The organism is Azotobacter armeniacus (assembly GCF_054779355.1).
In genome coordinates this window covers 117,180-142,244 of sequence record NZ_BAAGYK010000120.1, presented here as the reverse complement: position 1 = coordinate 142,244, position 25,065 = coordinate 117,180, and the positions used below count along the sequence as shown (strand labels likewise).

Sequence of the window (25,065 nt, the reverse complement as noted above, 5' to 3'; positions counted from 1 at the left end):
TGTCGTGGCTCGAAAGAGCCAGTGTAGCGCGACGTCGCCCGGGAGGGGCAGGCCCGCCAGCATCCCGGATACCGCCTGGGCGGGGTATGCTCGGTGCGGGCGCCTAGTTCGCGCGATGGTGCCCGAGGATCGTTCAGCAGAGGGACGTGCCATGACCGCGATGCAACTCAAACCGACACTGGGCACCCTGCACTTGTGGGGGATCGCCGTGGGGCTGGTGATTTCCGGGGATTACTTTGGCTGGAGCTACGGCTGGGGGGCCGCCGGGACCTTGGGGTTTCTGGTCACCACTCTGCTGGTGGCGACCATGTACACCTGCTTCATTTTCAGTTTCACCGAGCTGACCTGTGCGATCCCCCATGCCGGCGGCCCCTTCGTCTACAGCCTGCGGGCTTTCGGCACGGCTGGCGGAATGATCGCCGGGATGGCCACATTGATCGAGTTCGTCTTCGCGCCGCCGGCCATCGCCATGGCCATCGGCGCCTATCTGAACGTGCAGTACCCGGCGCTGGAGCCGAAATGGGTGGCGGTTGGTGCCTACTTGCTGTTCATGACGCTGAACATCCTCGGCGTGGGCATCGCGGCGACCTTCGAGCTGGCGGTGACGCTGCTGGCGGTGGCCGAGTTGCTGGTGTTCATGGGCGTGGTCGCACCCGGTTTCAGCTTCGCCCATTTCGTTCTGGGCGGCTGGGCCGGTGCCGATAGCTTGGGCATGCCGGCTATTGCCGGGATCTTCGCGGCGATTCCCTTCGCCATCTGGTTCTTCCTCGCCATCGAGGGCGCCGCGATGGCTGCCGAGGAGGCACGGGACCCGAGGCGCGCCATTCCCCGCGCGTACATCGCCGGCATCCTGACCTTGGTGGGCCTGGCCTTCGGCGTGATGATCCTTGCCGGCGGTGTGGGCGACTGGCGGCAACTGGCGAACATCAATGATCCGCTGCCGCAGGCCATGCGCGCGGTGGTCGGCGCCGATTCCGGCTGGCTGCACATGCTGGTGTGGATCGGCCTGTTCGGCCTGGTGGCGAGCTTCCACGGGATCATCCTCGGCTATTCGCGGCAGTTCTTCGCCTTGGCGCGGGCGGGCTTCCTGTCGGCGGGACTGGTCCGCCTGTCGCGTTTCCGCACTCCGCACCGGGCAATCCTCGCCGGCGGCGCGCTGGGCATCGCTGCCATCTTCAGCGACGGTCTGGTGAGCTTGCAGGGCATGAGCCTCACCGCAGCGATGATCATGATGTCGGTATTCGGTGCCATTCTGATGTACATCATGAGCAATGCTCAGCCTGTTCAGGCTGCGCCACCGCGAGCCGGGGCTGGAGCGGAGCTTCCGTGCCCCGGGCTATCCACTGGTGCCGGGCATTGCGCTGGGGCTGGCGCTGGTATGCCTGCTGGCGATGGTCTGGTTCAATACTCTTATCGGGCTGGTCTTCCTGGGCCTGATGCTGCTCGGCTGTTTGTTCTGCAGCCTCACGCTGCGCCAGGGCGCACGCGCTGCGGCGCCCGTGGCGGGCGAGCCCTGAGCACCCGCGCAGCTTTGCGCGCACGACCTTTTTCGGGAGGGAATTCCCATGAGCGGTTTTGCCCATGTCGTCGGCGGCCAGACCTGGCGCTTCGCCAGTCTTCGCGAACTGCTGGCCAAGGCCAGTCCGGCACGCTCCGGCGACTATCTGGCCGGAGTGGCGGCGGACAGCGACGCTGAGCGGGTGGCGGCGCAGATGGCCCTGGCCGAGGTGCCGCTCAGGCACTTTCTGAACGAGGCGGTGATTCCCTACGAGGCGGATGAGGTCACCCGGCTGATCCTCGACACCCACGATGCCGGCGCCTTCGCCCCGGTTGGCCACCTTACCGTCGGCGGGCTGCGCGACTGGTTGCTCGGCCCCGCGGCCGACGAGGCCGCCCTGCGGGCCCTGGCGCCGGGGCTGACCCCGGAGATGGCCGCCGCGGTATCCAAGCTGATGCGTGTCCAGGATCTGGTGCTGGTGGCGCAGAAAATCCGCGTGGAGACGCGCTTTCGCAACAGCCTCGGACTGCGCGGGCGGCTCTCCACCCGCCTGCAGCCCAATCATCCCACCGACGATTCGGCGGGGATCGCCGCCAGCGTGCTGGACGGCCTGCTCTACGGCAATGGCGATGCGGTGATCGGCGTCAACCCGGCCAGCGACAGCCTGGATGCGATCGGCGAGCTGCTGAAGATGCTCGATGCGGTGATCCAGCGCTACCAGATCCCCACCCAGGCCTGCGTGCTCACCCACGTCACCTCGTCGATCGCCGCCATCGAGCGCGGCCTGCCGCTGGACCTGGTGTTCCAGTCCATTGCCGGCACCGAGGCGGCCAACGCCAGCTTCGGCGTCAGCCTGGAACTGCTGCGCGAGGGCCGCGAGGCCGGGCTGAGCCAGAATCGCGGCAGCCTCGGCGACAACCTCATGTACTTCGAGACCGGCCAGGGCAGCGCGCTGTCGGCCAACGCCCACCACGGCGTCGACCAGCAGACCTGCGAGGCGCGCGCCTACGCCGTGGCGCGGCATTTCCAGCCGCTGCTGGTGAATACCGTGGTCGGCTTCATCGGCCCGGAATACCTCTACAACGGCAAGCAGATCATCCGCGCCGGCCTGGAGGACCACTTCTGCGGCAAGCTGCTCGGCGTGCCGATGGGTTGCGACATCTGCTACACCAACCATGCCGAGGCCGACCAGGATGACATGGACATGCTGTTGACCCTGCTTGGCGTGGCCGGGGTCAACTTCATCATGGGCGTACCCGGCTCCGACGACGTGATGCTCAACTACCAGAGCACCTCCTTCCATGACGCTCTCTACGCCCGGCAGAGCCTCGGCCTGCGCGCCGCGCCGGAGTTCGAGGCCTGGCTGGAGCGGATGGGTATTCTGCGTCAGGACGGCGGCCGGCTGACCTTGGGCGACGAGTTGCCGGCGGCCTTCCGCCCGGCGCTGGCGCGCCTGTCCTGAGCCGTAGCGCGTACATGCGTAGGGGGAAAACGACCGCAGGTCTTTTCCACCAGCCGACCATGGAGGGGACTTGTGGTGGAAAACGCTGAGCGGTTTTCCACCCTACGCGAGTCTCGCGCCGAGAAGAGAACCAGCCTGTTCCGAGGTCAACATGCCTGATAAATCCCCCGCCCTCGAAAACCCCTGGCAGCAGCTGCGCACCCTCACCCCGGCGCGCATCGCCCTCGGCCGTGCCGGCACCAGCCTGCCGACCACGGCGCACCTGGACTTCCAGTTCGCCCACGCCCAGGCGCGCGACGCCGTGCATCTGCCGTTCGAGCCTGCCGGCCTCTGCGACGGGCTGCGTGAGCGCAGTCTCGACAGCCTGCTGCTGCACAGCGCCGCCAGGGATCGCGATACCTACCTGCAGCGCCCCGACCTGGGCCGCCGCCTGCACCCGGACTCCGCCGAACTGCTGCGCGAGCATGCAGCCCGTCACGGCGGTGGCCAGGACCTGGCCATTGTTATCGCCGACGGCTTGTCGGCGCTGGCCGTGCACCGCCACGCTCTGCCGCTGCTCGACCGCCTGCTGGAGCAGTTGCCGGCCGAGGGCTGGTCGCTGGCGCCGGTCACCCTGATCGAACAGGGCCGGGTGGCGGTGTCTGACGAGATCGGCGAGCTGCTCGGCGCGCAGATGACGGTCATCCTTATCGGCGAGCGCCCCGGCCTCAGCTCGCCGGACAGCCTGGGCCTGTACTTCACCTGGGCGCCGCGCATCGGCCTCACCGACGCCGCGCGCAACTGCATCTCCAACGTGCGCCCGGAGGGCCTGAGCTACGCCATGGCCGCCCACAAGCTGCTCTACCTGATGCGCGAGGCCTGGCGCCGCCGGCTGTCCGGGGTGGAGCTGAAGGACGAGGCGCAGGTGCCGCGGCTGGATGGCAGCGCCGCGCCGGGGGCCGGCAACTTCCTGCTCGGCGAGGGCTGACTGGCTTGCCGTGGGGTGAGGGCGCCCCTAGCATGGGCGCCCCTTCCCATCCGGTGAATTGCTGCCCATGGCCAGCCCAGCCCGTCCCGCTCCCCGCCGTCCCGCCGGCAAGGCGCCTGCCCGTGGTCCGGGTCCGCCCAAGGCGCCCCCGACCGCGCCGCGGCTGATCCTGTTCAACAAGCCGTTCGACGTGCTCACCCAGTTCCGTGGCGGCGACGGGCGGGTGACCCTCAAGGACTTCATCCCGATTCCCGGCGTCTATCCGGCCGGACGCCTGGACCGCGACAGCGAGGGCCTCTTGCTGCTGACCAGCGACGGCCGCCTGCAGGCGCGCATCGCCGATCCGCAGCACAAGCTGGCCAAGACCTACTGGGTGCAGGTGGAAGGCGAGCCGGACGAGGAACAGCTGCAGCGCCTGCGTGAGGGGGTGACGCTCAACGACGGCCCGACCCGGCCGGCCGAGGTGCGCCGGCTCGAGGAGCCCGAGCTCTGGCCGCGCGTTCCGCCGGTGCGCTTTCGCAAGAGCGTGCCGACCGCCTGGCTGGAGCTGACCATCCGCGAGGGGCGCAACCGCCAGGTGCGGCGCATGACCGCCGCGGTCGGCTTGCCGACCCTGCGCCTGGTGCGGGTGCGCATCGGCCCCTGGGGCCTGGATGGCCTGGCGCCGGGGGAGTGGCGGGAAGTGCCGGCGCGGTTGTGAGGGGAGGGGACACTCTCAGCCGCTGAGCATGCGGCAGCGAGACCCCTCAGAACCCTTCCAGGCTGCCGATCACCAGGGTCTTGATGACGAAGCCGAGCACGCCGAGGCCGAGGGCGAGGAAGAGGATCATGGTGCCGAAGCGGCCGGCATTGGACTTGCGCGCCAGATCCCAGACGATGAATGCCATGTACAGGATGAGGGCGGTGACCAGGCCGATCAGCATCCACTCTTCAAACACCTCGGGCTCCATTGCGACCTCCGGGCGGGTTCGTGGGAAAGGCCGGCGAGTATAGCGGAGTCGGCTGCGTCTCAGGTGCGCAGGTGTTCCAGCGGCAGTTCGGTGCTCGACTGCACCTGGCGCAGGACGAAGCTGGAGCGCACGCTGGAGACTCCGTCGATGCGGGTCAGGGTGCCGAGCAGGAACTGCTGGTAGCTGTCCATGTCCGGCACCACCACCTTCAGTTGATAGTCCGCGTCCACTCCGGTGACCAGGCTGCACTCCAGCACCTCCGGGCATTTGCCGATGACCGCCTCGAAATGCTCGAAGCGCTCCGGGGTGTGCCGGTCCATGCCGATCAGCACGTAGGCGGTGAGGGTCAGGCCGAGCCGCTTGCGGTCGAGCAGGGCCACTTGACGGAGGATGTAGCCGTCGTCCTCGAGCTGCTTGACCCGCCGCGAACAGGGCGAGGGCGACAGACCGATGCGTTCGGCCAGCTCCTGGTTGGACAGGCGTGCGTCGTGCTGCAGTTCGGCGAGGATACGCAGGTCGTAGCGGTCGAGTTTGCCCATGTCGAATGGCTCTTGCGGAAAGATTGCCAGCTATCTTGCTTTTATGACGAATGATTGCGCAACTCATGCTTTGCTGGGCAATGTTCGCAATCCTCTGCCGAGTTCGGAGGTTTATTCTTTTCCCAACTTCAAGGCCCGGACAACTGGTCCACCCGGAGCGCCCAACCAGGCACTCCGGCGCCGCGCGATCCCACCGGATCGCGCGGCACCCGGGCTCGCAGCGCCCAACCAGGCGAGCGGGAAGACGGCGACAGCCTCGCCGGTAACGGACGAAACAGAACGGGCGGGAAGGCCATGGGCCTTCCCGCCCTTTTTTCGCTTGCGCGCCGTTTCAGCAGGATTCGCCCGTACCCTGCGACGGATCGGTATGCACCAGTACCTCGGCGCGGGGAAATTCCGTATGGATCGCTTGTTCCACCGCCTCGGAGCGCCGGTGGGCCTCGATCAACGACATCTCGCCCGGCAGCCGCACGTGCAGCTGGATGAACCAGCGGGTGCCCGAGACGCGGGTGCGCAGGTCGTGCACGTCGATGACCTCCGGCACCGCACCGGCCAGTTCGACGATCCGCTCGCGCAGCTCCGGAGACAGTTCGGTGTCCATCAGCACGGTCACCGCTTCGCGGCCGATCTGTATGGCACTCCACAGGATATAGCCGGCGATGCCGAGACCGAATAGTGCGTCCAGTTCGCCGAAGCCGAAATTGACCAGCAGCAGGGCGAGCAGGATGCTGGCATTGAGCAGCAGGTCGGAGCGGTAGTGCAGCGAATCGGCGCGGATCGCCGTGGAGCCGGTCACCCGCACCACATGGCGCTGAAACAGCAGCAGGGCGGCGGTGGCCAGCAGCGACAGCAGGATCACGGCGATGCCCAGGGTCTGCGCGTGGAGCGGCTGCGGATGCAGCAGGCGGTCGACGCCCTGCACGCCGACCAGGATGGCGCTGACGCCGATGAACACCGACTGGCCGAGGCCGGCCAGTGCCTCGGCCTTGCCGTGGCCGTAGCGATGGTCGTCGTCCGCCGGGCGCAGGGAGTAGTGCACCGCCAGCAGGTTGATCAGCGAGGCGGCGCCATCCAGCAGCGAGTCGGTCAGGCCGGCGAGCAGGCTGACCGAGCCGCTCAGCCACCAGGCGATCGCCTTGGCCAGCGCCAGGCCGATGGCGACCGCCAGGGCGGCGCTGCTGGCCCGGCGCATCAGGCGGGCATGTTCCTGCGGGGTGCTCATTGGCTGCGACTCTGCGAGGGCGATGGAAAACGGGGCGGCATGATAACAAGGTGCAACCGCTGCGGGATCAGGCGGCTGGTCGCAGCAGGCCGAGGGCGGCGAGCTGTTCGGGGCTGGCTTCGCGCGGGATCGGGCGCAACTCGCCCGCCGGCAGGCAACGGCCGGTTTTCTGTTCGATCAGTGCCCTGAGGCGCGCCGGGTCGATGCGCCCGTCGGCACCCACGGCCTGGCGCAGGGTTTCCGGCGCCACCGAGTAGCTATCGCCCGGTGGCAGGTAGATGGCGCCGGTGGTGAAGTCGATGGCGAAGGCGATTACCCCGGGAATCATGTAGAAGAGCAGGCCGATGGTGTCCAGTCCGACGACCAGGAAGTCGACCTTGCCCTCGATCTGGCCGCGTCGGTCGGGGAAGAAGATGCTGCCGCAGGCGCTCAGTTGGGTCGTCAGGGCGACGGCCAGCAGGCCGCCCAGAATGCGGGTTCGGGTGTGCATGAAACTGTCCTGAAGGTTGTCCGGGGGCAACTATATGTCGGTTTTCCTTGATGCGTTCAACACCGGTTCTCAAGAACCTCCGGGATAACTCAGGCGTATGAATAGTATGAGCTGCCTGTTACCCGCTGCCCGGTCTTCGACTTCTTCGGCGCCACGGAAACATTGAAGTCCATGTACGGCAGCCCGCTTAATCGCATCCTGCTACGCGACCCTCAGCGGCAATGGTGGCTGCGTGGTGAGCAGGGTCGGAAGGGGCGACTGCCATGCCATCGTAAAATGGCTGAAGCAGATCGTTGCGAAAATGCGGCCGGAGCGCGTGATTTGTCTCGGCAATGGCATGGGCGGGTATGCAGCGATCATGTTCGCAATGCTGCTGAACGCCGACCGCGCGACCGTGTTGAATCCTCTGTTGTCAATTCAGGAAACAGGCAATGAGAATCCTGCTGATCGCAACGTCCTATAACTTTCGCAACGGGCTCGACCGCCTCAGTGAGCAGGTCACTGCCGCGCATCGTGCTCATTGCTGAACCCTTCCGGCCCACTGCTTGAGAGACTCGATGACCCGTCTGGCCTGATCGGCGTTCAGCCACTGCAGCGCCTCTACAACGCAGTAGAGGCCCTCGTACCGAAGCAACTGGCTGGGCCTGTTGCGGATCGCTGGCAATACCGAGCACCACAGCTCGCAGGTAGTGATGATTGTCGAGCGGCAGCGCCAGCACGCTCGCGCTGGGTCAGCAGCTGTCGCTGCCGGCCGCCCACATCGCCGGGCTGGCCGGCTTGCAGATGATGCGAGCATCGCGGGTGACGCTGCCAGCCGTGGCTCCATCTCCACGAACTGGGCGGCCAGGCGCTTGCCTTCGTAATCCGCGAACCCGGTCTCCACGGAATATTGCTCTCCGCAGCAAGGGCACTGGATGCGCATACGCTCAGGCCTTCCAATCGAGCGGATCGTTATAGACCGGCGTCGTGCGCGGATTGATCACGAAGGGCTCCGGCGTGTTGCGTGTCTGCGCGCCGATCTGCCGGATCTTCCCACCACGGGCCAGGAACTCGGCCACCTGCCGCTCCAGCTCCAGGGCGTCAAGTTGGTGCCGCGTCATATCCCGGCTCGGCGGATCGTCGGCTATCGAGTGATAGCGTTCCATGTCAGACCTCCTCATTGTTTGAGTTCTGCCAGGTGGCTGTAGGCCTCGCCGGCTTTCTCGCCGGAGATTACGGCCACCATATAGTCGCGGCCGGCGCGCAACTCAAGCTGGGCAAGATTGAAAGTTTCGCCCTCGCGACTCTCCGCATCGTTCAGCAGATCCAGCAAGGTGGTCTTCGGCCATGTCATTTTGGTCAGCAGTCCCATGCCACACCCTCGCGATGTCCAGACTGATTGCCAGGTACTGCGGCGCGATTCGCCAAGACTGCCATCGCATCGGTTTCTTCCATCTCGACAAGCTCCTGATGTGATCGGCGTTGGCACCGCGCTCGCAGAGCAGCGCTTTCGCCTGGGACTCGATCAGGGGCCGCTCGATGGTCTTGGGCCACAGCTCGTGGTTCACGAGCTGCGCCAGGGTCGGGATGCCGATGGGATTCCCGTCGGTTCTCTGGATGGCCTTCGCCATCTGCCGCTGGGTCACCCCAGCTCGGCCATGACGCGCTTGAGCTTCATCGCTTGCATGACAGATTCCTTGCGTTAAACGGCTCGCAGGCCGGGGCTGACAATGGCCGGCCGCTCGAATTGCCGATCAGAGACTGCAGCTGATCCTCGGGCACGCCGTCCTGGTACTTGGCGCGCAGCCAGGCGTTCTGATGCCTGAAGCTGACGATCAAGTCCGCCCTCACCGTGCGCTCCACCTCGCGGCTGGTCATCGGCGCCCGGCATACCGCCATCTCCGGCAGCAGGCGCAGCTACTCGGCGCGGATCAGCTGCCACAGGTCATGGCGCGCTACCGGCTCGGCCATCCCGGGGCAGCGCAGGCGCATGTCCTGGCCGGGGATCAGGTTGGCGTTATAGGCCTCGGCCCAGGCCTGCGCTGGCGCGGTCGTACAGAAGGTAACGCCACGCCTTGAGCTTCACCTTGGCGAAGTTTTCCAGCTTGTTCTTGTAGAACTGCGGTCGCGCAAGATGTGTTGGCGACCTTTGAGGCAGTACACCGCCGCTCAGCCACCAGGCGATCGCCTTGGCCAGCGACAGGCGGACGGCGACCGCCAGGGCGGCGACGCTGGCCAAATGCATCAGGCGGGCATGTTCCTGCAGAGTGCTCATCGACTGCGGATCTTCGCTGGGAATGGAAGGCGGAGCGGCATGGATAGCAGGGCCCTGTCGCGCCAGGGCCGGTGGCGGATTCAGGCGGCTGGCTGCAGGCCGGCGGCGGCCAGGCGTTCGGAGCTGGCTTCGCGCAGGATCGGGCGCAACTCGCCCGCCGGCAGGCAGCGGCCGGTTTCCTGTTCGATCAGCGTCCTGAGGCGCGCCGGGTCGATGCGCCCGTCGGCACCCACGGCCTGGCGCAGGGTTTCCGGCGCAATCGAGTAGCTCTCGCCCGGTGGCAGGTAGATGGCGCCGGTGGTGAAGTCGATGGCGTAGGCGATTACCCCGGGAATCACGTAGAAGAGCAGGCCGATGGCGTCCAGGCCGACGACCAGGAAGTCGACCTGGCCCTCGAGCTGGCCGCGCCGGTCGGGGAAGAAGATGCTGCCGCAGGCGCTCAGCTGGGTAGTCAGGGCGACGGCCAGCAGGCCGCTCAGAATGCGGGTTCGGGTGTGCATGAAACTGTCCTGAAGGTTGTCCGGGGCAGAACTATACCAAGGCCTCCGTGACAGGCGTCCACTGGCGGCAGCGAGCTCTATAATCGGCAGCCTGCCTGGAGTGCCCGATGAATCCGCTACCCATAGACGCCGTTCTGCCTGCCCTGCGCGAAGCCTTGTCCCTGCGCCACGAAGCCGTGCTGGAGGCCCCGCCCGGCGCCGGCAAGACCACCCGCGTTCCGCTCGCCTTGCTCGACGAGCCCTGGCTCGCCGGGCAAAGCATCCTGATGCTAGAACCGCGCCGGTTGGCCGCGCGGGCGGCGGCCGAGCGGCTGGCCGCCGAGCTGGGGGAGAAGGTCGGCGAGACGGTCGGCTACCGCATCCGCCTGGACAGCCGGGTCGGTCCGCGCACGCGCATCGAGGTGGTCACCGAGGGCATCCTCACCCGCCGCCTGCAGGACGATCCGGCGCTGGAGGGTGTTGGTCTGGTGATCTTCGACGAGTTCCACGAGCGCAGCCTGGACGCCGACCTGGCTCTGGCGCTGACCCTCAACGGGCGCGCCCTGCTGCGCGACACGCCGCTCAAGGTGTTGCCGATGTCCGCCACCCTGGAGGGCGAGCGGCTTGCCACGCTGTTGGACGATGCGCCGGTGGTGTGCAGCGAGGGGCGCATGTTCTCGGTGGAGATCCGCTGGGGACGGCCCACGGCGCCCGGCGAGCGGCTTGAGCCAAGGGTTCTGCAGACGGTACTGCAGGCGCTCGAAGAGGAGGGTGGCAGCCTGCTGGTGTTCCTTCCCGGCCAGGCGGAGATTCGCCGCCTCCACGAGCAGCTCGGCGAGGCCCTGGCAGGGCGCACCGACATCTTCCTCTGCCCGCTGCACGGCGAGCTGGAGCTGGCCGCCCAGCGCGCCGCCATCGAGCCGGCGCCGGTCGGCCAGCGCAAGATCGTGCTGGCCACCAACATCGCCGAGACCAGTCTGACCATCGACGGCGTGCGCGTGGTGGTCGATGCGGGCCTGGCGCGGGTGCCGCGTTTCGACCCGGACAGCGGCATGACCCGTCTGAACACCCAGCGCATCTCCCGGGCCTCGGCGACCCAGCGCGCCGGGCGTGCCGGGCGCCTGGAGCCGGGGGTGTGCTACCGGCTGTGGTCGCAGGCGCAGCACGAGCAGCTGGCCGCCCACGACGGCGCGGAAATCCTCCAGGCGGATCTCGCCGGGCTGGCCCTGCAGCTGGCCCGCTGGGGCGTCACACCGGCCGAGCTGGCCTGGCTCGACGCGCCGCCGGCGGCCGCCTTCGCCCAGGCCCGCGAGCTGCTGGCGCGGCTCGGCGCGCTGAAGGCCAACGGCGGTCTGAGTGCCCACGGCCAGGCCATGGCCATGTTGCCGGCGCACCCGCGCATCGCCCACCTGCTGCTGCGTGGTCAGGCGCTGAGCCTCGGTGCGCTGGCCTGCGACCTCGCTGCGCTGCTTGCCGAGCGCGGCATCCTGCGCGGCGTTGGCGCCGACCTGCACAGCCGGCTGGCCCTGCTCGGTGGTGCGGAGAAGGCTGGGCGCGGCGCCCAGGGCGGCGTGCAGCGCGCCCGCCAGCTGTCCCGCCAGTACCGCGGTCTGCTGCGCGGCACACCGGCCGAGCCGGTCGCCGATCCCGAGCATCCGCGCTGGCTCGGTGCGTTGCTGGCCTTCGCCTACCCGGACCGCATCGCCTGCCAGCGTCGTCCCGGCGGCGGCGAATACCGTCTGGCCAACGGCCGCGCCGCGCTGTTCGCCGAGCCGGATGCACTGATGAAGCACGCGTGGCTGGTGGTCGCCGATCTGGGCAGCCGCCAGGGCCAGCGCGAGGAGCGCATCTACCTGGCCGCCGAGCTGGAGCCGGCTCTGTTCGACACCGTGCTCGCCGAGCAGCTGATGGTGCGCGACGAACTGGACTGGGACGAGCGCGAGGGTGTGCTGCGCGCCGAGCGCCAGCGGCGGGTCGGCGAGCTGGTGCTGGAGCGCCAGGCGCTGCCGGGCCTTGACGAGGCGGCCCGTGGCCGGGCACTGGTCGGCCTGGTGCGGCGCAAGGGCCTGGAGCTGCTGCCCTGGACCCCGGAGCTGCGCCAGAGGCAGGCGCGGGTAGCGCTGCTGCGCCGGCTGGAGCTGACGGAGAAGGGCGAGAGCGACTGGCCAGACCTGTCCGATACGGCCCTGCTGGCGAGCCTGGAGGACTGGCTGCAGCCGTACCTCGGGCGAGTCTCGCGGCTCAGTCACTTCGCCGCCCTGGATCTGCCCGGCATTCTCGCCGCCCAGCTGCCCTGGCCACTGCCGCAGCGCCTCGACGAGCTGGCGCCGACCGCCATCGCTGTGCCGTCCGGCTCGCGTATCCGCCTCGACTACGCCGAGGAGCCGCCGGTGCTCGCCGTGCGCCTGCAGGAGCTGTTCGGTCTGGCCGCGACGCCGCGCATCGCCGACGGTCGGCTGGCCGTCAAGCTGCACCTGCTGTCGCCGGCGCGCCGGCCGGTGCAGGTCACCCAGGATCTGGCCAGCTTCTGGGCCAACACCTATGCCGAGGTGAAGAAGGACCTCAAGGGGCGCTATCCCAAGCACTACTGGCCGGACGATCCGCTGATCGCCGAGCCCACTGCCCGGGCCAAGCCGAGGCAGTAGCAGCGGCCTGCCGGACTATGCTGGAAGGGCGAGGCGGGATTGCCCGCACCGCTCAGGGGAGGCGGCATGCATCGCAAGATCTTTGCCAGCAGGGTGTTCGAGCGCCAGGTAGCGCTGATCAGCGGCGGCTGTTCCAGCGTCGGCCGGGCGCTGGCGACGCGCCTGGCACAGGCCGGTGCGCATCTGGCAATCCTCGACCTCGACCCGCTGGCGCTGGACAGCCTGATCGAGCATCTGGCCGACCACCACAACGCCGAGGCCCTCGGACTGCTTTGTGACGTGACCGATGTGCAAGCGGTGGAGCGCGCCGTGGCGCTGGTCGGCGAGCGCTTCGGCGGCATCGACTTGCTGGCCTGCTGTGCCGCCGTCGGTCAGCGCGGTACCGTCCTCGATACCGAGCCGGCGGTGTTCCGGCAGGTCATGGCGGTCAATTTCTTCGGCGCCCTGCACTGCGCCCGGGCGGCGCTGCCCAGCCTGCTCGCGCGGCGTGGGCAGATCGTCGTGGCCGGCGCCCTGTCCGCTTTTACCCCACTGCGGCTCGGCCACGGCGCCGAGGCCGCCAGCCGGCAGGCCCTGCTCGGGCTGTTCGAGGCGCTGCGTCTGGAGGTCGCGCCGGACGGGGTCAACGTGATGCTGCTCTGCCCCGGCTCCCGCGCCGTCGTCCCGGACAGCGACGCCTCGCCCGACGACGGTACGGCGGGCCGGCGGCCCTCGGCGCAGGACATCGCCGAGGCGATCTTCCAGGGCGCGCTGCGGCGCCGCCATCTGCTGGTGCTGTCCAGCTGCGACTGGCGCTCCCGGCTGCTGGCGCGGCTCGTTCCGTAGCCGTTCCTGTACCTGTTGGCGCGCCGCTTCCTGCCGCGGAGGGGGCAGATCCTCCAGTTCGGCCTCGCCAAGCCTCTGCCTCTCGATCTGCTGCCGTCGGTCGCTCTTCTGCATGCGCTGCCGTCCGGCCCTGGCGCGGGTCAAGTCGGTGCTGCAGGGCTCGTCGTTGCTGCCCTGGCAGGCGCTCCTCGCCAGAGGCGGGTGGATGGGGGGAGATGAGGGGAGAGGCTTGTCTGCAGCGACGGGAAAGGATATGAACATGCGCGCTCGGTACGACCCCGGGCTCGATATCGGTCTTCGAACTCTAGTAGGTCGTGGGATAACCGCTTCATTTCGTTGTCATTTGTCCTTTTCGTCCGGCGCCGCTCCCGTTGCCCGCTTTTCCAGCAATCATGCGGATTTTGCAGGTAAAATGGCGCCTTTACATTCTGGTGGCCTGTCATGACCTTTGCCTCTCTCGGCCTGATCGAGCCTCTTCTGCAGACTCTGCCCATACTCGGTTACATCCTGCCCACGCCGGTGCAGCGCCAAGCGATTCCCGCGCTGCTTGCCGGTCGCGACCTGCTGGTGGCGGCGCAGACCGGCAGCGGCAAGACCGCCGGTTTCGCTCTGCCGGTGCTGCAGCGACTGACCCTGGAGGGCCCGCCGGTCGCCGCCAACTCTGTGCGCGCGCTGGTGCTGGTGCCGACCCGCGAGTTGGCCGAGCAGGTCCACGGGACCATCCGCGCCTGCGGCATGGAGCTGCCGCTGCGTACCGCGGTGGCCTACGGCGGGGTGAGCATCAATCCGCAGATGATGCTGCTGCGTCCGGGCCTCGACGTGCTGGTGGCCACGCCCGGCCGGCTGCTCGACCTGCACCGGCAGAACGCTGTGCGCTTCGATCAGTTGCAGATCCTCGTGCTCGACGAGGCCGACCGCATGCTCGACCTGGGCTTCGCCCGTGAGCTGGACGAACTCTTCGCCCTGTTGCCGAAGCAGCGCCAGACCCTGCTGTGCTCGGCCACCTTCTCAGACTCGATCCGCCAGATTGCCGCCGGCCTGCTGCGCGATCCGCTGTCGATCGAGATCAACCCTAGCAACTCGACAGCGCCGAGCGTCGAGCAGTGGCTGATCCCGGTGGACAAGAAGCGCAAGGTCGAGCTGTTCCTGCACTTGCTGGAGCGCGAGCGCTGGGGGCAGGTCCTGGTATTCTCACGGACCCGCAAGGGCGTCGAGCGGCTGGCCGAGGAGCTGCAGCAGCACGGCTACCGGGCCGGCGCGATCCACGGCGACCTGCCACAGCCGGCCCGCCTGCGCGCCCTGGAGCAGTTCAAGGCCGGCGAACTGCAGGTGCTGGTAGCCACCGACGTGGCTTCCCGCGGGCTGGACATCCAGGGCCTGCCGCTGGTGGTCAACCTCGATCTGCCGGTCGCCCCCGAGTACTACGTGCACCGCATCGGCCGCACCGGCCGTGCCGGCGCCAGCGGCGAGGCGATCTCGCTGGTGTGTGCCGACGAGGTCGAACAGCTGGCCGCGATCGAGCTGCTGATCCGCCAGCTGCTGCCGCGCCGCGAGGAGCCCGAGTTCAGCCCCGAGCACCGGGTGCCGGAAACCGCCCTGGGCGGCGCGATCCTGAAGAAGCCGAAAAAGCCCAAGCAGAAGCTGATTCCCGGCACCGACGCCAAGAGCCGGATCCACCTCGGCAATCTGCTCGACGACAGGGCTCGGCCGCCGGTGGAGGCGGTGCGCCAGATGCCCAACTTGAGTGCTCCGCCGGGCAAGAAGAAGTAGGCCGGGCCGAGCGGGCGCCTAGCGATAGCCCAGCCAGTGCAGTATGCCGTGGGCGGCGGCGTGGCCGCTGGCGAAGCAGGCTGTGAGCAGATAGCCGCCGGTGGGCGCCTCCCAGTCGAGCATCTCACCGGCGCAGAACGTCCCCGGCATGTCGCGCAGCATCAGATTGTCGTCCAGCGCTTCGAAGGGCACCCCGCCGGCACTGCTGATCGCCTCGTCCAGTGGCCGTGAGCGCACCAGGGGCAGCGGCAGCGCCTTGATCAGCCCCGCCAGCCGTGCTGGTTCGGCGAAGGCCTCGGCCGGCGCCAGTTCGCGAAGCAGGGCGGCCTTGACCCCGTCGAGGCCCAGCTGGCCGTGCAGGTGTCTGGCCATGGAGCGCGAGCCGCGCGGCCGGGCCAGGGCGGCGAGCACCTTGGCCGGAGGCTGCTGCGGCAGCAGATCGATGAAGACGGTGGCGCCGCCCTCGGCCTCAATTCTTTGGCGAATCGTCGCGGACAGCGCGTAGACCAGACTGCCCTCGACGCCTCCGGCGGTCAGCACGAACTCGCCGTGACGCGCCGGCTGTCCGTCCAGGAGCAGGCCGACGTTCTTCAGCGGGGCGCCGGCGAAGCGCTCGCGCAGGTGCGCGCTCCAGCCGGCCACGTCGAAGCCGCAATTGGCCGGGCGCAGGGGCGCGACCTTCACTCCGCGCGCTTCCAGCAACGACACCCAGGCGCCGTCCGAACCGAGCCGTGCCCAGCTGCCGCCACCCAGGGCGAGCAGGGTGGCGGCGGGCCTGAGGCAGCGCTTGCCCTCCGCAGTGGCCAGGCGCAGGGCGCCGTCGGCGTCCCAGCCCAGCCACTGGTGGCGGGTATGGATGAGTACTCCGGCCTCGCGCAGACGGCGCAGCCAGGCGCGCAGCAGCGGTGCGGCTTTCATGTCGGCAGGGAACACCCGCCCGGAGCTGCCGACGAAGGTGTCGATGCCCAGGCCGTGCACCCATTGGCGCAGTGCGGCGGCGTCGAAGCCTTCCAGTATCCGCCCGATTTCGCCGCACCGTGCCCCATAACGGGACAGGAAGGACTCGCGCGCCTCCGAGTGGGTGATGTTCATTCCGCCGACCCCGGCGAGCAGGAACTTGCGCCCGACCGAGGGCATGCGCTCGTACAACTCGACAGCGAGGCCTGTCTGGCTCAGCACCTCGGCGGCCATCAGGCCGGCGGGTCCACCGCCGACGATGGCTACCGAGGGAATGGGAGTGACGTCGGGCATGCTGGCTCCGGGGCAGGGGAGGGGGCGCGCATTCTACTCCGCTGGCGGCCTCGCGCAGAGGCTTCAGCCGAGGCCCAGTTCCTGCCAGAGGCGTGCCGCACTGTGGTGGAGGATGCCGTGGCGCCGCGCCAGGGCCGCGCGGTCCTGATCGTAGCCGCCGCCGATCAGGCCGGCCACCGGAATCTCGCGCTCGAGGCAGTGACGCAGCACGGCGTCATCGCGGGCGGCGAGGCCAGCGTCGGTGAGCGCCAGATAGCCGAGGACATCGTCCCGGTGTACATCGACGCCAGCGTCGTAGAGCACGATATCCGGCTGGTACAGCGGCAGCAGGTAGTTCAGCGTATCATCGACCACCCGCAGGTAGTCGGCGTCGCCCATGCCGCGCGGCAGGCCGATGTCCCAGTCGCTACGGGCCTTGCGTGCCGGGAAGTTCTGCTCGCAGTGCAGCGACACCGTGACTGCGTCCGCGGTGCCTTCGAGGATGCGTGCGGTGCCATCGCCCTGGTGCACGTCGCAGTCGAAGATCAACACGCGGCCGACCCGGCCGCTCGCCAGCAGGTAGCCGGCAATCACCGCCAGGTCGTTGAAGATGCAGAAGCCTGACGGATGGTCGTAGTGGGCGTGGTGGGTGCCGCCGGCAAGATGGCAGGCCAGACCGTGTTCGAGGGCCAGTTCGGCGGCCAGCAGCGAGCCGCCCACCGCCAGCAGGGTGCGTCGTGCCAGCGCCGGGGTCCACGGCAGGCCCAGGCGGCGCAGTTCCTCGTGGCTCAGTTCGCCGCTGCAGTAGCGCTCGATGTAGGCCGGGTCGTGGGCCAGGGTGAGGATGTCCGCCGGGCAGGGTTCGGGGCGGCGCAGCTCACCGTCGGAGATCAGGCCGCTGGCGACCAGGTGGTCGCGCAGCAGGCGGAACTTCTCCATGGGAAAGCGGTGGCCGTCCGGGAATGGTGGGCTGTAGTCGTCGTGGTAGACCAGCGGCAGTGGCATGGCGGGGCTCCGCAGGAGGGGGCCGGAGTATGGCGGGCGGTCACGGCGGGGCTCAAGTATGCCGGATCTGGATGTCGCTGATACCGAGTTCCTCGGTGCGGCTTTCCATGCTGGGCTGGGTTGGCTGCTCCCAGGAGGCATCCTCGGCGATCTGCAGCTCCGGAATGTGCCTCAGCAGAATCTGCAGGCGCGGCTCGCTGTAGCCCCCCGGTCAGCGAGTCGGCCTTGCCGTTGATGCGGTACTGGACGGTGTAATGCTCGAGTCTGGTCATGGCGATCTCCCGGTTTGTCGCTGAATCTTTCGGCCTGCACAATCATGCAGTTTCTCAGGCTTGGCCGGTCTATGCTTCCTGATACAGATCGGTAGGTGGCCAGTCTTGACCATGAAGCGCTCAACGCCGATGCTTGCGCGCTTTACTTAAGTGAACCGGGGGTTTAGATGCAGGGGCAGGCGCAAGTCGTCGACTATTTCAAGGAACTGCTGCGTGGCGAGCTGGCTGCGCGCGACCAGTATTTCCTGCACTCGCGGATGTACGCCGACTGGGGCTTGCACAAGCTCTATGAGCGGATGAACCATGAGATGCAGGAGGAGACCCAGCATGCCAACGCACTGCTGGAGCGTATCCTGTTCCTGCAGGGCACGCCGGACATGAGTCCCGAGCCGATCCATCCGGGGCAGACCGTGCCGGAAATGCTGCGCAACGACTTGACCCTGGAGTACCGGGTGCGCGATGCGCTGGCCAAGGGCATCGAGCTCTGCGAGCAGCACGGTGACTACGTCAGCCGCAACATCCTTCAGGCGCAGCTCGACGATACCGAGGAAGACCATGCCTACTGGCTGGAGCAGCAGCTCGGCCTGATCGACCGCATCGGTCTGCAGAACTATCTGCAATCACAGATGTGAACTCCCCTGGGGCGGCGACTGGCGCTCGCAACAGCCGCCTGACTCCAACTCCTTGAGAATCGGGCAGTCCGGACGTTCGTCCCCTCGACAGTGATCCACCAGTTCCCGAAGGGTGTCGCGCAGGCTGGCGAGTTTGTCGATCCGGCGCTCCAGCGTTTCGATATGCGCGCTGGCCAGGGCCTTTACCTCGGCGCTGGTACGCTGCTGGTTCTGCCAGAGGCTGAGCAGCCTGCCGACCTCCTCCAGGGAGAAGCCGAGATCCCGCGAGCGCTTGATGAAGGCGAGACGCTGCAGATCGGTCTCGGCGTAGCGGCGATAGCCATTGTCGCCGCGTCCGGCCGGGGCGATCAGGCCGATGGCCTCGTAATGGCGGATCATCTTGGCGGACAGGCCGCTACGTTTCGCTGCTTGGCCGATATTCATCACTGCTTTCCCCTGCTTGCTGCCGATCCGGCCGCCACGCCGGCTCGTCCCGGAGGCTTGACCTTGCCAGGGTGGCAAGCTTGACACTGTAGGCACCCATACTCCAGAGGAGCGTCACGATGCAGAAGTTTCAAGTGAAGGGCATGAGCTGCGGCCATTGCGTGCGCGCCGTCACCCAGGCCGTGCAGGCGCTGGATGCTGCGGCCGAGGTGCAGGTGGATCTGCCCAGGGGCGAGGTACAGGTGGCCAGCGAGCTGCCAGCCGAGCGGCTGATGGAAGCGATTCGCGAGGAAGGCTACGAGGTGGCTTCGGTCTGAACGAGCGTTCGCCGCTGCCCGTCCGCGCCCGGCCGGACGGCGTGGCATCAGGCGGACGCGTAGCTCTCGGCGATCTGCCAGTCGCTGAGCAGGCCGCTGAACAGGGCGTCGATCATCGCCGGCGCCTCGGCGTAGGTGTCGAACAGGCTGGGATCGCGCAACCGGTCGCTGAGCATGCCGACCAGGGTGGCGTGCAGCAGGCGCGCCGCCAGGCGCGGGCTGATGCCGGGGCGCAGGTGCTCCCGCTCGTGCTCGAACTGCTCCTCGCTCAGGGCGATGAACTGGTTGATGAAGTCGGTGTGGCGCTCCTGCGCATCGTTCAATTCGTGGGTGAATTCGCAGCGCAGCAGCAGGATGGTAAAGAGGTTGCGTTTCTGCTCGTTGCCGGCCAGGCCGGCCATGAGCTCCACGAAGAAATCGCGCAGGTTCTGCAGAGGATGCGCCGTTGTGGGGGCATTCAGCCGCTCGGCTATCTGTTCCGGTCGCGGGCGGACCTGGTTGAGCATTTCGTTGAGCAGATGGCTCTTGTTCTGGAAGTGCCAGTAGACCGCGCCACGGGTCACGCCGCTGGCACGGGCGATCTGCTCCAGACTGGTATGGGCCACGCCGTTTTGCAGGAACAGCAGCTCGGCGGTGGCCAGGATGGTTTCACGGGTCTTTTCGGCATCAGCTTTGGTTCGGCGCATAGTGTTCTGAATGATTGGCGGTGATAAGGTCTAGTTATTGATTGGTCTGGCCATCGGTTCTGCGCATGGTCGAGGCAACTCATCCAAGAGCTGCCGCCCGCGCTCTGTGAAGTCACAGAGTTTACTCGCTTTTTTATGGGGAGAGCTCTGTTTACAAACATATGCGTATGTAACATCATCGCCGTCGTCCCTGACGGATACCGATGCGTTGTCCGTCCTTTCCCTGTTCTTCAAGACATTCCGCCGTGCTCCTTGCTGCGGAGGGAGCGTGCCAACGTGACTCTACCTCTGCTGCTGATTCTCGGCGCTCTCACGGCTTTCGGGCCGTTGGCCATGGATTTCTATCTGCCCAGCTTTCCGGCCCTGGCCGCGGCCTTCGGCACTGATGTGGAGCGGATCCAGCTGTCCTTGGCGGCTTATTTCATTGGCATGCCCATTGGCCAACTGGCCTACGGGCCGCTGGCCGACCGTTTCGGCCGGCGTTTGCCGCTGCTCTTCGGCGTCGGGCTGTTCAGCCTGGCGTCGCTGGCCTGCGCCCTGGCCAGTAGCCTCGAGCAGCTGATCGTGGCACGCTTTGCCCAGGCTCTCGGCGGTTGTGCCGGAATGGTGGTGGCGCGCACCGTGGTGCGCGATCTGTGCGATCCGCTGAGCACGGCGCGGGTCTTTTCCCAACTGATGTTGGTGATGGGCCTGGCGCCGATCCTCGCGCCCCTGGCCGGCGGGCTGCTGCTCTTGGCGTACGGCTGGCAGTCGATTTTCATCAGCCTGGGCCTGTTCGGCGTGCTGACCGGCCTGGCGGTGGCCCTGCGGCTGCCGGAAACCCTGGCCGCCGACGCGCCGCGGCCGTCCATCGGCGACGGCTTCCGGCACTACGCCAGGCTGCTGCGCGACCGGGAATTTCTGACCTTCAGCCTGGTCGGCGGGGTGGCCATGGCCGGGATGTTCGCCTACATCACCGGCTCGCCGTTCCTCTTCATCGAACTCTACGGAGTGCCAGCGGAGCACTACGGCTGGCTGTTCGGCAGCAATGCGGCGGGCTTTATTCTAGTTTCCCAGCTCAACGCCCGCGTGCTGCGCTGGCGCGGCCCTGGGTTCTGGCTGCGGCGGGTAGTCTGGTTGTATGCCTTGAGCGCACTGGTCCTGCTGCTGGTGGCGCTGGCACGGCCGGCGGCGCTGTGGCCGCTGCTGCCGCCGCTGTTCGTCTGCATTGCCAGTCTCGGGGCGATCATGCCCAACGCCGTGGCCTGTGCCCTGGCAGCACAGGGCAGCCAGGCCGGCAGTGCCTCGGCACTGATGGGCAGTCTGCAATTCTTTGTGGCTGCGCTGGCCTCGGCCCTGGTCGGTGCGCTGCACGACGGCAGCGCACTGCCCATGGCCCAGGTGATCGGCCTCTGTGCGCTGGCCGCGGCAGGGCTCGCCTGGTACAGCGGTCAGCTGGATACGCAGGTTCGCTAAGGCGCGCGGCAGCCAGGCCTTTTTTCGCCTGTTCCGGGCCTTGGGGCAGGCTGTCGGATTTACGCTGCAAGTATTTAAGGCGGTTTTAAGCTTTCAAGGGCAAAGTCGCTTCGACCTTACCCCTACCCGATACGAGGGATGGACAATGCGCAAGATGATACTGCTGGGCCTCGTCCTGACCTCGCCGCTGGTTTTCGCCGGTCCTCAGTGCACCGAAATCGACAAGACTCAGTGGCAGGACCAGACCAAGTTCCAGGCGCATCTCAAGGCCCAGGGCTACGAGATCAAGAGGTTCAAGGTTACCGATGGCAATTGCTACGAGATCTACGGTTTCGACAAGGACAAGCGCAAGGTCGAGATCTATTTCGATCCGGTAAGCGGGCGGCCGGTCAAGGAAGAGATCGAGGACTGAACCGTGAGCGCCGAAACCCTGCGCCTCTGGGATCCGCTGGTGCGCCTGTTCCACTGGTCGCTGGCCGGCGTGTTCGTCGCCAACTACTTCTTCACCGAAGAGGGCGAGTTCTGGCACGTCTGGCTGGGTTATTACGCGGTGGCCTGGCTGCCCGTACGTGTGTTGTGGGGTTTCGTCGGTTCGCCGGCGGCGCGCTGGGCGGACTTCTGGCCGACCCGGGCGAGCCTGGCCGAGCACCTGCAGGCGCTGAGGACCGGGCGCCCGTACCACCGGCTCGGTCATTCGCCGCTGGGTGCTCTGGTGATGATTCTGATGATGGCCTGCATGTTCGGTCTCGGCCTGAGCGGTTTCCTGATGCAGGAGGTCGACTACTTCTGGGGCTCGGAGGGCGTCGAGAAGGTACACGAGCTGCTCGCCAATGGCCTGCTCCTGCTGGTTTGCCTGCATGTGGCGGCGGCTTTGCTGGAGAGCGTCCGCCTGCGTGAGAACCTGCCGCTGTCGATGATTACCGGCAGGCGGCGCAAGCTGTAGCGAAGTGATCCAACAGGCCGGACTGGCGATTTTTTGCGCAGAACGCTGCAGCCCGCATGGGCTCGGCATCTGGTCCGTTCATCCCAAGTTTATCCACAGGATTTTCCCCGCTGACTGTTGAGAAGCTGGACTCTCTTGGCGACAATCCTGCTCCAGGGTATAAGCCGTGGTACGGGCGTGCCGGGCAAAAAGTGCGCGCGTCTCGGTGGGCCGCAGCTGCTCGGGGCAACAACCAGATATCTGGAGGTTATCCACAGTCGAGTCCACAGCTTTTGGGGGTAACTGCTGGCCGATGCCGCGTGCTCAGTCATATTCCGCCGGCTCGTGGTCACCGAGCAGACGCCGCTGGCGCGCCGTGCAGGCGGCCAGCACCGCCGGGTCGAAGCGCCAATGCAGATAGGGCGAGAACTTCTGCGCCACCATCCGCCGGCCGTAGTGCACCTGCAGTAGATAGCGTGTCCGGTCGGCCGTGCGGTTGCGGCTGCCGGCGTGCCAGAGTTCGCTGCGAAAGAGCAGCACGTCGCCGGCCCGGCACAGCACCGGCTCGAGCGCGCGGCTCTGCCAGCGGCTCTCGCCCGGGCGGGGCGGGCGGCCGGCGCGGTGGCTGCCGGGGATGACCAGGGTCGGACAGAGCGCCTCGTCGATCTCGTCGAGATAGAGATGCGCCGTGCAGATCTGCATGGGCAGGCGGAAGGCCGGGTCGGCGAGCAGTGCCGGCGGCAGCTCCATGACCAGGTAGTCCAGGTGCAGGTCGGCGCCGATGAAGCCGGGATGGCAGCGCCAGGCGGTCTGGCCGATCACGTGGCAGTCGGCGCCGAGGGCTGCCTCGGCCAATTCGATTATCCCCGGCAGGTCGAGGTAGGGCAGCCACAGAGGCGAGCGGTTGAATACACATTTATAGTGATCGACCAGGCCGGTGTAGTCCCAGTGTTCGGGTTCGAGGCGGTCGATGGCGCTGCGCAGCGTGGCGATTTGCCCGACATCCAGCACGCCGGGCAGCAGCACGAAACCCTTCTCGTGCAGGGCCTGCAGGCGCCGGATGGTCAGCTCCGGGGAGATGGCGTCGTGTGACATGGCATCTTCCTTTCCGCTTTTTGCTCCAGTCTAGAGTCGCCGACGCGGGGCCTGCATCCGTTATGCTGCGGTTCTCGCCCCCTGCCGCCCGGGACCTTCCATGACCCTGCACTGCGAAGAGGTTCGCCTCAATCTGCCCCATATCGAACTGGCCGCCCACCTCTACGGACCGGAGGACGGCCTGCCGGTGCTGGCCCTGCATGGCTGGTTGGACAATGCCATGAGCTTCTCCCGCCTGGCACCGCGCCTCACAGGGCTGCGCATCGTCGCCCTGGACTTCCCCGGCCACGGTCATTCCGCCCATCGTCCGGCCGGCCTGGGCTACAGCCATTGGGAGCATGCCTACGACGTGCTGCAGGTTGCCGAGCAGTTCGGCTGGCAGCGTTTCTCCCTGCTCGGGCACTCCATGGGCGCCATCGTCGCCGTACTGCTGGCCGGCGCGCTGCCGGAGCGGATCGAGCGGCTGGCACTGATCGACGGCGGCATGCCGATCACCCGCGCGGCCGTAGAGGCCCCGCTCCAGCTCGGCGATGCCCTGCGCGGGCACCTGGCGCTGGCCGGCAAGCGCAAGCCGGTCTACGAGACCATCGAGCGGGCCGTGCAGGCACGCATGCACGGGGTTGCCGCGCTGAGCCGCGAGGCCGCCGAACGGCTCGCCGAGCGCGGCCTGATGCCGGTGCCCGGTGGCTATACCTGGCGGGCCGACAGCCGCCTGCGGCTGCCCTATCCGCTGCGCCTGGATCCGGCTCAGGCCGAGGCCTTCGTCCGCGCAGTGCGCTGCCCGGTCAATCTGGTGCTGGCCCGCAAGGGACTGCTGGCCGGTCGGCCGCCAGTGGCGGCGCTGCTGAAGGAACTATCCTTTGAGGTGCACGAGCTGCCCGGCGGGCATCATCTGCATCTGGACGACGAAGCCGGTGCCCAAGCTGTAGCAGACTGTTTCAAAGCTTTCTTCCATGTGACTTGACTTGCCGGGGGCGGCTCGGGAAAGTGGCGGCAACCTGGGAAGACCCCATGACGGGGCAGTGTGCGGCCATTCCAGCCAAACTCCCGCCATCCCGTTCGAGCCGAGCCTTCGAGGAGCCGGATGCGCCTGACCATTTTCTGCTGCCTGGCTCTGGCCAGCAGCCTCCTGCCGGCCGCCGACCTGCCGGACAGTCACGACCTTGAAGTGCTGCCGCGTTACCCCAATGCCGAGATCGTCGCGTTTCGCCAGGGCGACGCGGAGCGCAGCTATCCCCTGGGCGGCATCCGGCGGATCAGCGGTCGCCTGCGCTATGAGCGCGAAGTGTTGGTTGAAGGCGCGCTGACCGCGGCGACCTACCGGCTGCCCGTCGGGCATGCCGCCGCGGAGGCCTTCACCCGGGCCCGCGAGGTGCTGCTCGGGCAGGGCGCGGAACTGCTCTATTGGTGCGACGGGCGCGAGTGCGGCTCCAGCAGCTTGTGGGCGAATACGGTGTTCGGCAACGCTCGCCTGTACGGTCCGGACGAGCGCCAGGCCTACGCGCTGCTGCGCCTGGCTGCGCCGCGCCGGGACAGCCTGCTGGCATTGTATGCCATCACCCGGGGCAACCGGCGGGACTACCTGCATGCCGAGCAGCTCGACGCCGCTGGCGCCCTCGGCGAGCTGCTGCCGACCCCGGCTACCCTGTTGCGTCAGCTGCGCACCGATGGCCAGCTGCTGCTGCCTGAGCTGACCGGCGAACCCGGCGCAGCCTGGATCGAACTGCTGGCCCGCAGCTTGATGCTCGACAGCACCCTGCGAGTCGCCCTGGCCGGAGCGCAGGCGCCTGCCTGGCGCGCCGCATTGGTCGAGCGGGGCGTGCGGGCCGCGCGTCTGGAGCTGGACGAGGCGTCCGTTGCCGGGCTACGCCTGAGTCGCCTGCAGTGAGCCGGGGCAGCACGCGTCCGGCTGTTGTCCGGCACTTTT

28 protein-coding genes and 1 pseudogene are annotated in these 25,065 nt (G+C 67.7%); 15 read left to right on the top strand and 14 right to left on the bottom strand.

Annotated features, from left to right (window positions below; genetic code table 11):
• The first annotated feature begins 151 nt into the window (after nt 1-151).
• The 4 genes and pseudogenes from eat to ACYVD0_RS16865 all read left to right on the top strand — a co-directional run bounded on the left by eat (nt 152) and on the right by ACYVD0_RS16865 (nt 4,627).
• Nucleotides 152-1,517 (top strand): annotated as a pseudogene (gene eat, locus ACYVD0_RS16880) (ethanolamine permease).
• 48 nt (nt 1,518-1,565) lie between these two features.
• On the top strand, nt 1,566-2,960 hold the full coding sequence (locus ACYVD0_RS16875) for an ethanolamine ammonia-lyase subunit EutB (RefSeq protein ID WP_460427891.1): 1,395 nt from the start codon (nt 1,566-1,568) through the stop codon (nt 2,958-2,960).
• 151 nt (nt 2,961-3,111) lie between these two features.
• Nucleotides 3,112-3,927, top strand: coding sequence for an ethanolamine ammonia-lyase subunit EutC (eutC, locus tag ACYVD0_RS16870; RefSeq protein WP_460427890.1), 816 nt, complete (start codon nt 3,112-3,114; stop codon nt 3,925-3,927).
• A 67-nt stretch (nt 3,928-3,994) separates the two neighbouring features.
• A complete protein-coding gene (locus ACYVD0_RS16865; RefSeq protein ID WP_460427889.1) occupies nt 3,995-4,627 on the top strand; it encodes a pseudouridine synthase family protein in 633 nt (210 codons plus the stop codon).
• Between the two features lie 46 nt (nt 4,628-4,673).
• Here ACYVD0_RS16865 and ACYVD0_RS16860 read toward each other — a convergent pair whose 3' ends face one another.
• From ACYVD0_RS16860 to ACYVD0_RS16845, 4 genes are all read right to left on the bottom strand, one after another.
• Nucleotides 4,674-4,877 (bottom strand): DUF2788 domain-containing protein, encoded by a 204-nt coding sequence (locus ACYVD0_RS16860; protein ID WP_460427888.1) that lies wholly within the window; start codon nt 4,875-4,877, stop codon nt 4,674-4,676.
• 59 nt (nt 4,878-4,936) lie between these two features.
• Nucleotides 4,937-5,416 (bottom strand): Lrp/AsnC family transcriptional regulator, encoded by a 480-nt coding sequence (locus ACYVD0_RS16855; protein WP_460427887.1) that lies wholly within the window; start codon nt 5,414-5,416, stop codon nt 4,937-4,939.
• A 331-nt stretch (nt 5,417-5,747) separates the two neighbouring features.
• Complete coding sequence (locus ACYVD0_RS16850) at nt 5,748-6,638, bottom strand: cation diffusion facilitator family transporter (RefSeq protein ID WP_460427886.1); 891 nt, start codon at nt 6,636-6,638, stop codon at nt 5,748-5,750.
• Nucleotides 6,639-6,705: 67 nt separating this feature from the next.
• The gene (locus ACYVD0_RS16845) at nt 6,706-7,128 is read right to left on the bottom strand and encodes a polyribonucleotide nucleotidyltransferase (protein ID WP_460427885.1); all 423 of its coding nucleotides are present in this window, start codon (nt 7,126-7,128) and stop codon (nt 6,706-6,708) included.
• A 235-nt stretch (nt 7,129-7,363) separates the two neighbouring features.
• Between ACYVD0_RS16845 and ACYVD0_RS16840 the strand changes: the two genes are divergently transcribed.
• Nucleotides 7,364-7,591, top strand: a complete 228-nt coding sequence (locus ACYVD0_RS16840; RefSeq protein ID WP_460427884.1) for a hypothetical protein — start codon at nt 7,364-7,366, stop codon at nt 7,589-7,591.
• A 463-nt stretch (nt 7,592-8,054) separates the two neighbouring features.
• Here the strand turns inward: ACYVD0_RS16840 and ACYVD0_RS16835 are convergent, their stop codons facing one another.
• From ACYVD0_RS16835 to ACYVD0_RS16815, 5 genes are all read right to left on the bottom strand, one after another.
• Nucleotides 8,055-8,273 (bottom strand): hypothetical protein, encoded by a 219-nt coding sequence (locus ACYVD0_RS16835; protein WP_460427883.1) that lies wholly within the window; start codon nt 8,271-8,273, stop codon nt 8,055-8,057.
• 11 nt (nt 8,274-8,284) lie between these two features.
• A complete protein-coding gene (locus ACYVD0_RS16830; protein ID WP_460427882.1) occupies nt 8,285-8,479 on the bottom strand; it encodes a hypothetical protein in 195 nt (64 codons plus the stop codon).
• Between the two features lie 302 nt (nt 8,480-8,781).
• A complete protein-coding gene (locus ACYVD0_RS16825) occupies nt 8,782-8,985 on the bottom strand; it encodes a hypothetical protein (protein ID WP_460427881.1) in 204 nt (67 codons plus the stop codon).
• 139 nt (nt 8,986-9,124) lie between these two features.
• A complete protein-coding gene (locus ACYVD0_RS16820; RefSeq protein ID WP_460427880.1) occupies nt 9,125-9,382 on the bottom strand; it encodes a hypothetical protein in 258 nt (85 codons plus the stop codon).
• A gap of 80 nt (nt 9,383-9,462) precedes the next feature.
• Entirely contained in the window at nt 9,463-9,882 is a 420-nt protein-coding gene (locus ACYVD0_RS16815; RefSeq protein ID WP_460427879.1) for a polyribonucleotide nucleotidyltransferase, read from the bottom strand.
• Between the two features lie 107 nt (nt 9,883-9,989).
• Between ACYVD0_RS16815 and hrpB the strand changes: the two genes are divergently transcribed.
• The 3 genes from hrpB to ACYVD0_RS16800 all read left to right on the top strand — a co-directional run bounded on the left by hrpB (nt 9,990) and on the right by ACYVD0_RS16800 (nt 15,101).
• Nucleotides 9,990-12,506, top strand: a complete 2,517-nt coding sequence (hrpB, locus tag ACYVD0_RS16810) for an ATP-dependent RNA helicase (protein WP_460427878.1) — start codon at nt 9,990-9,992, stop codon at nt 12,504-12,506.
• A gap of 66 nt (nt 12,507-12,572) precedes the next feature.
• Nucleotides 12,573-13,331, top strand: a complete 759-nt coding sequence (locus ACYVD0_RS16805; protein ID WP_460427877.1) for an SDR family oxidoreductase — start codon at nt 12,573-12,575, stop codon at nt 13,329-13,331.
• Between the two features lie 441 nt (nt 13,332-13,772).
• Nucleotides 13,773-15,101, top strand: coding sequence for a DEAD/DEAH box helicase (locus ACYVD0_RS16800; protein WP_460427876.1), 1,329 nt, complete (start codon nt 13,773-13,775; stop codon nt 15,099-15,101).
• 18 nt (nt 15,102-15,119) lie between these two features.
• On the opposite strand, the gene ACYVD0_RS16795 is transcribed toward ACYVD0_RS16800, so the two are convergent.
• Together ACYVD0_RS16795 and ACYVD0_RS16790 are read right to left on the bottom strand one after the other, a co-directional pair.
• Nucleotides 15,120-16,352 (bottom strand): Rossmann-fold NAD(P)-binding domain-containing protein, encoded by a 1,233-nt coding sequence (locus tag ACYVD0_RS16795; protein ID WP_460427875.1) that lies wholly within the window; start codon nt 16,350-16,352, stop codon nt 15,120-15,122.
• A 63-nt stretch (nt 16,353-16,415) separates the two neighbouring features.
• A complete protein-coding gene (locus tag ACYVD0_RS16790; protein ID WP_460427874.1) occupies nt 16,416-17,336 on the bottom strand; it encodes a histone deacetylase family protein in 921 nt (306 codons plus the stop codon).
• Between the two features lie 439 nt (nt 17,337-17,775).
• Here ACYVD0_RS16790 and bfr point away from each other — a divergent pair, with 439 nt between their 5' ends.
• Nucleotides 17,776-18,240, top strand: coding sequence for a bacterioferritin (bfr, locus tag ACYVD0_RS16785; RefSeq protein ID WP_460427873.1), 465 nt, complete (start codon nt 17,776-17,778; stop codon nt 18,238-18,240).
• Here bfr and cueR read toward each other — a convergent pair.
• Nucleotides 18,229-18,663 carry a Cu(I)-responsive transcriptional regulator gene (cueR, locus tag ACYVD0_RS16780; RefSeq protein WP_460427872.1) on the bottom strand — a complete coding sequence of 145 codons (435 nt, stop codon included), beginning with the start codon at nt 18,661-18,663 and terminating at the stop codon, nt 18,229-18,231. The two genes, bfr and cueR, sit on opposite strands and share 12 nt — an antisense overlap.
• A gap of 119 nt (nt 18,664-18,782) precedes the next feature.
• Between cueR and ACYVD0_RS16775 the strand changes: the two genes are divergently transcribed.
• Nucleotides 18,783-18,980 carry a heavy-metal-associated domain-containing protein gene (locus ACYVD0_RS16775; RefSeq protein WP_460427871.1) on the top strand — a complete coding sequence of 66 codons (198 nt, stop codon included), beginning with the start codon at nt 18,783-18,785 and terminating at the stop codon, nt 18,978-18,980.
• Nucleotides 18,981-19,027: 47 nt separating this feature from the next.
• On the opposite strand, the gene ACYVD0_RS16770 is transcribed toward ACYVD0_RS16775, so the two are convergent.
• On the bottom strand, nt 19,028-19,666 hold the full coding sequence (locus ACYVD0_RS16770; protein WP_460427870.1) for a TetR family transcriptional regulator: 639 nt from the start codon (nt 19,664-19,666) through the stop codon (nt 19,028-19,030).
• Nucleotides 19,667-19,942: 276 nt separating this feature from the next.
• On the opposite strand from ACYVD0_RS16770, the gene ACYVD0_RS16765 reads away from it, so the two are divergent.
• From ACYVD0_RS16765 to ACYVD0_RS16755, 3 genes are all read left to right on the top strand, one after another.
• Nucleotides 19,943-21,121, top strand: a complete 1,179-nt coding sequence (locus tag ACYVD0_RS16765) for a multidrug effflux MFS transporter (RefSeq protein ID WP_460427869.1) — start codon at nt 19,943-19,945, stop codon at nt 21,119-21,121.
• Nucleotides 21,122-21,266: 145 nt separating this feature from the next.
• Nucleotides 21,267-21,533: a PepSY domain-containing protein gene (locus ACYVD0_RS16760; RefSeq protein ID WP_460427868.1), complete on the top strand. Its 267-nt coding sequence runs from the start codon at nt 21,267-21,269 to the stop codon at nt 21,531-21,533.
• A gap of 3 nt (nt 21,534-21,536) precedes the next feature.
• Nucleotides 21,537-22,064 carry a cytochrome b/b6 domain-containing protein gene (locus tag ACYVD0_RS16755; RefSeq protein WP_460427867.1) on the top strand — a complete coding sequence of 176 codons (528 nt, stop codon included), beginning with the start codon at nt 21,537-21,539 and terminating at the stop codon, nt 22,062-22,064.
• 303 nt (nt 22,065-22,367) lie between these two features.
• On the opposite strand, the gene ACYVD0_RS16750 is transcribed toward ACYVD0_RS16755, so the two are convergent.
• Nucleotides 22,368-23,138 (bottom strand): phytanoyl-CoA dioxygenase family protein, encoded by a 771-nt coding sequence (locus ACYVD0_RS16750; RefSeq protein WP_460427866.1) that lies wholly within the window; start codon nt 23,136-23,138, stop codon nt 22,368-22,370.
• A 100-nt stretch (nt 23,139-23,238) separates the two neighbouring features.
• Here ACYVD0_RS16750 and ACYVD0_RS16745 point away from each other — a divergent pair, with 100 nt between their 5' ends.
• Together ACYVD0_RS16745 and ACYVD0_RS16740 are read left to right on the top strand one after the other, a co-directional pair.
• Nucleotides 23,239-24,102, top strand: a complete 864-nt coding sequence (locus ACYVD0_RS16745) for an alpha/beta hydrolase (RefSeq protein WP_460427865.1) — start codon at nt 23,239-23,241, stop codon at nt 24,100-24,102.
• A gap of 120 nt (nt 24,103-24,222) precedes the next feature.
• Nucleotides 24,223-25,026 (top strand): DUF4892 domain-containing protein, encoded by an 804-nt coding sequence (locus tag ACYVD0_RS16740; RefSeq protein ID WP_460427864.1) that lies wholly within the window; start codon nt 24,223-24,225, stop codon nt 25,024-25,026.
• Nucleotides 25,027-25,065 lie beyond the last annotated feature (39 nt).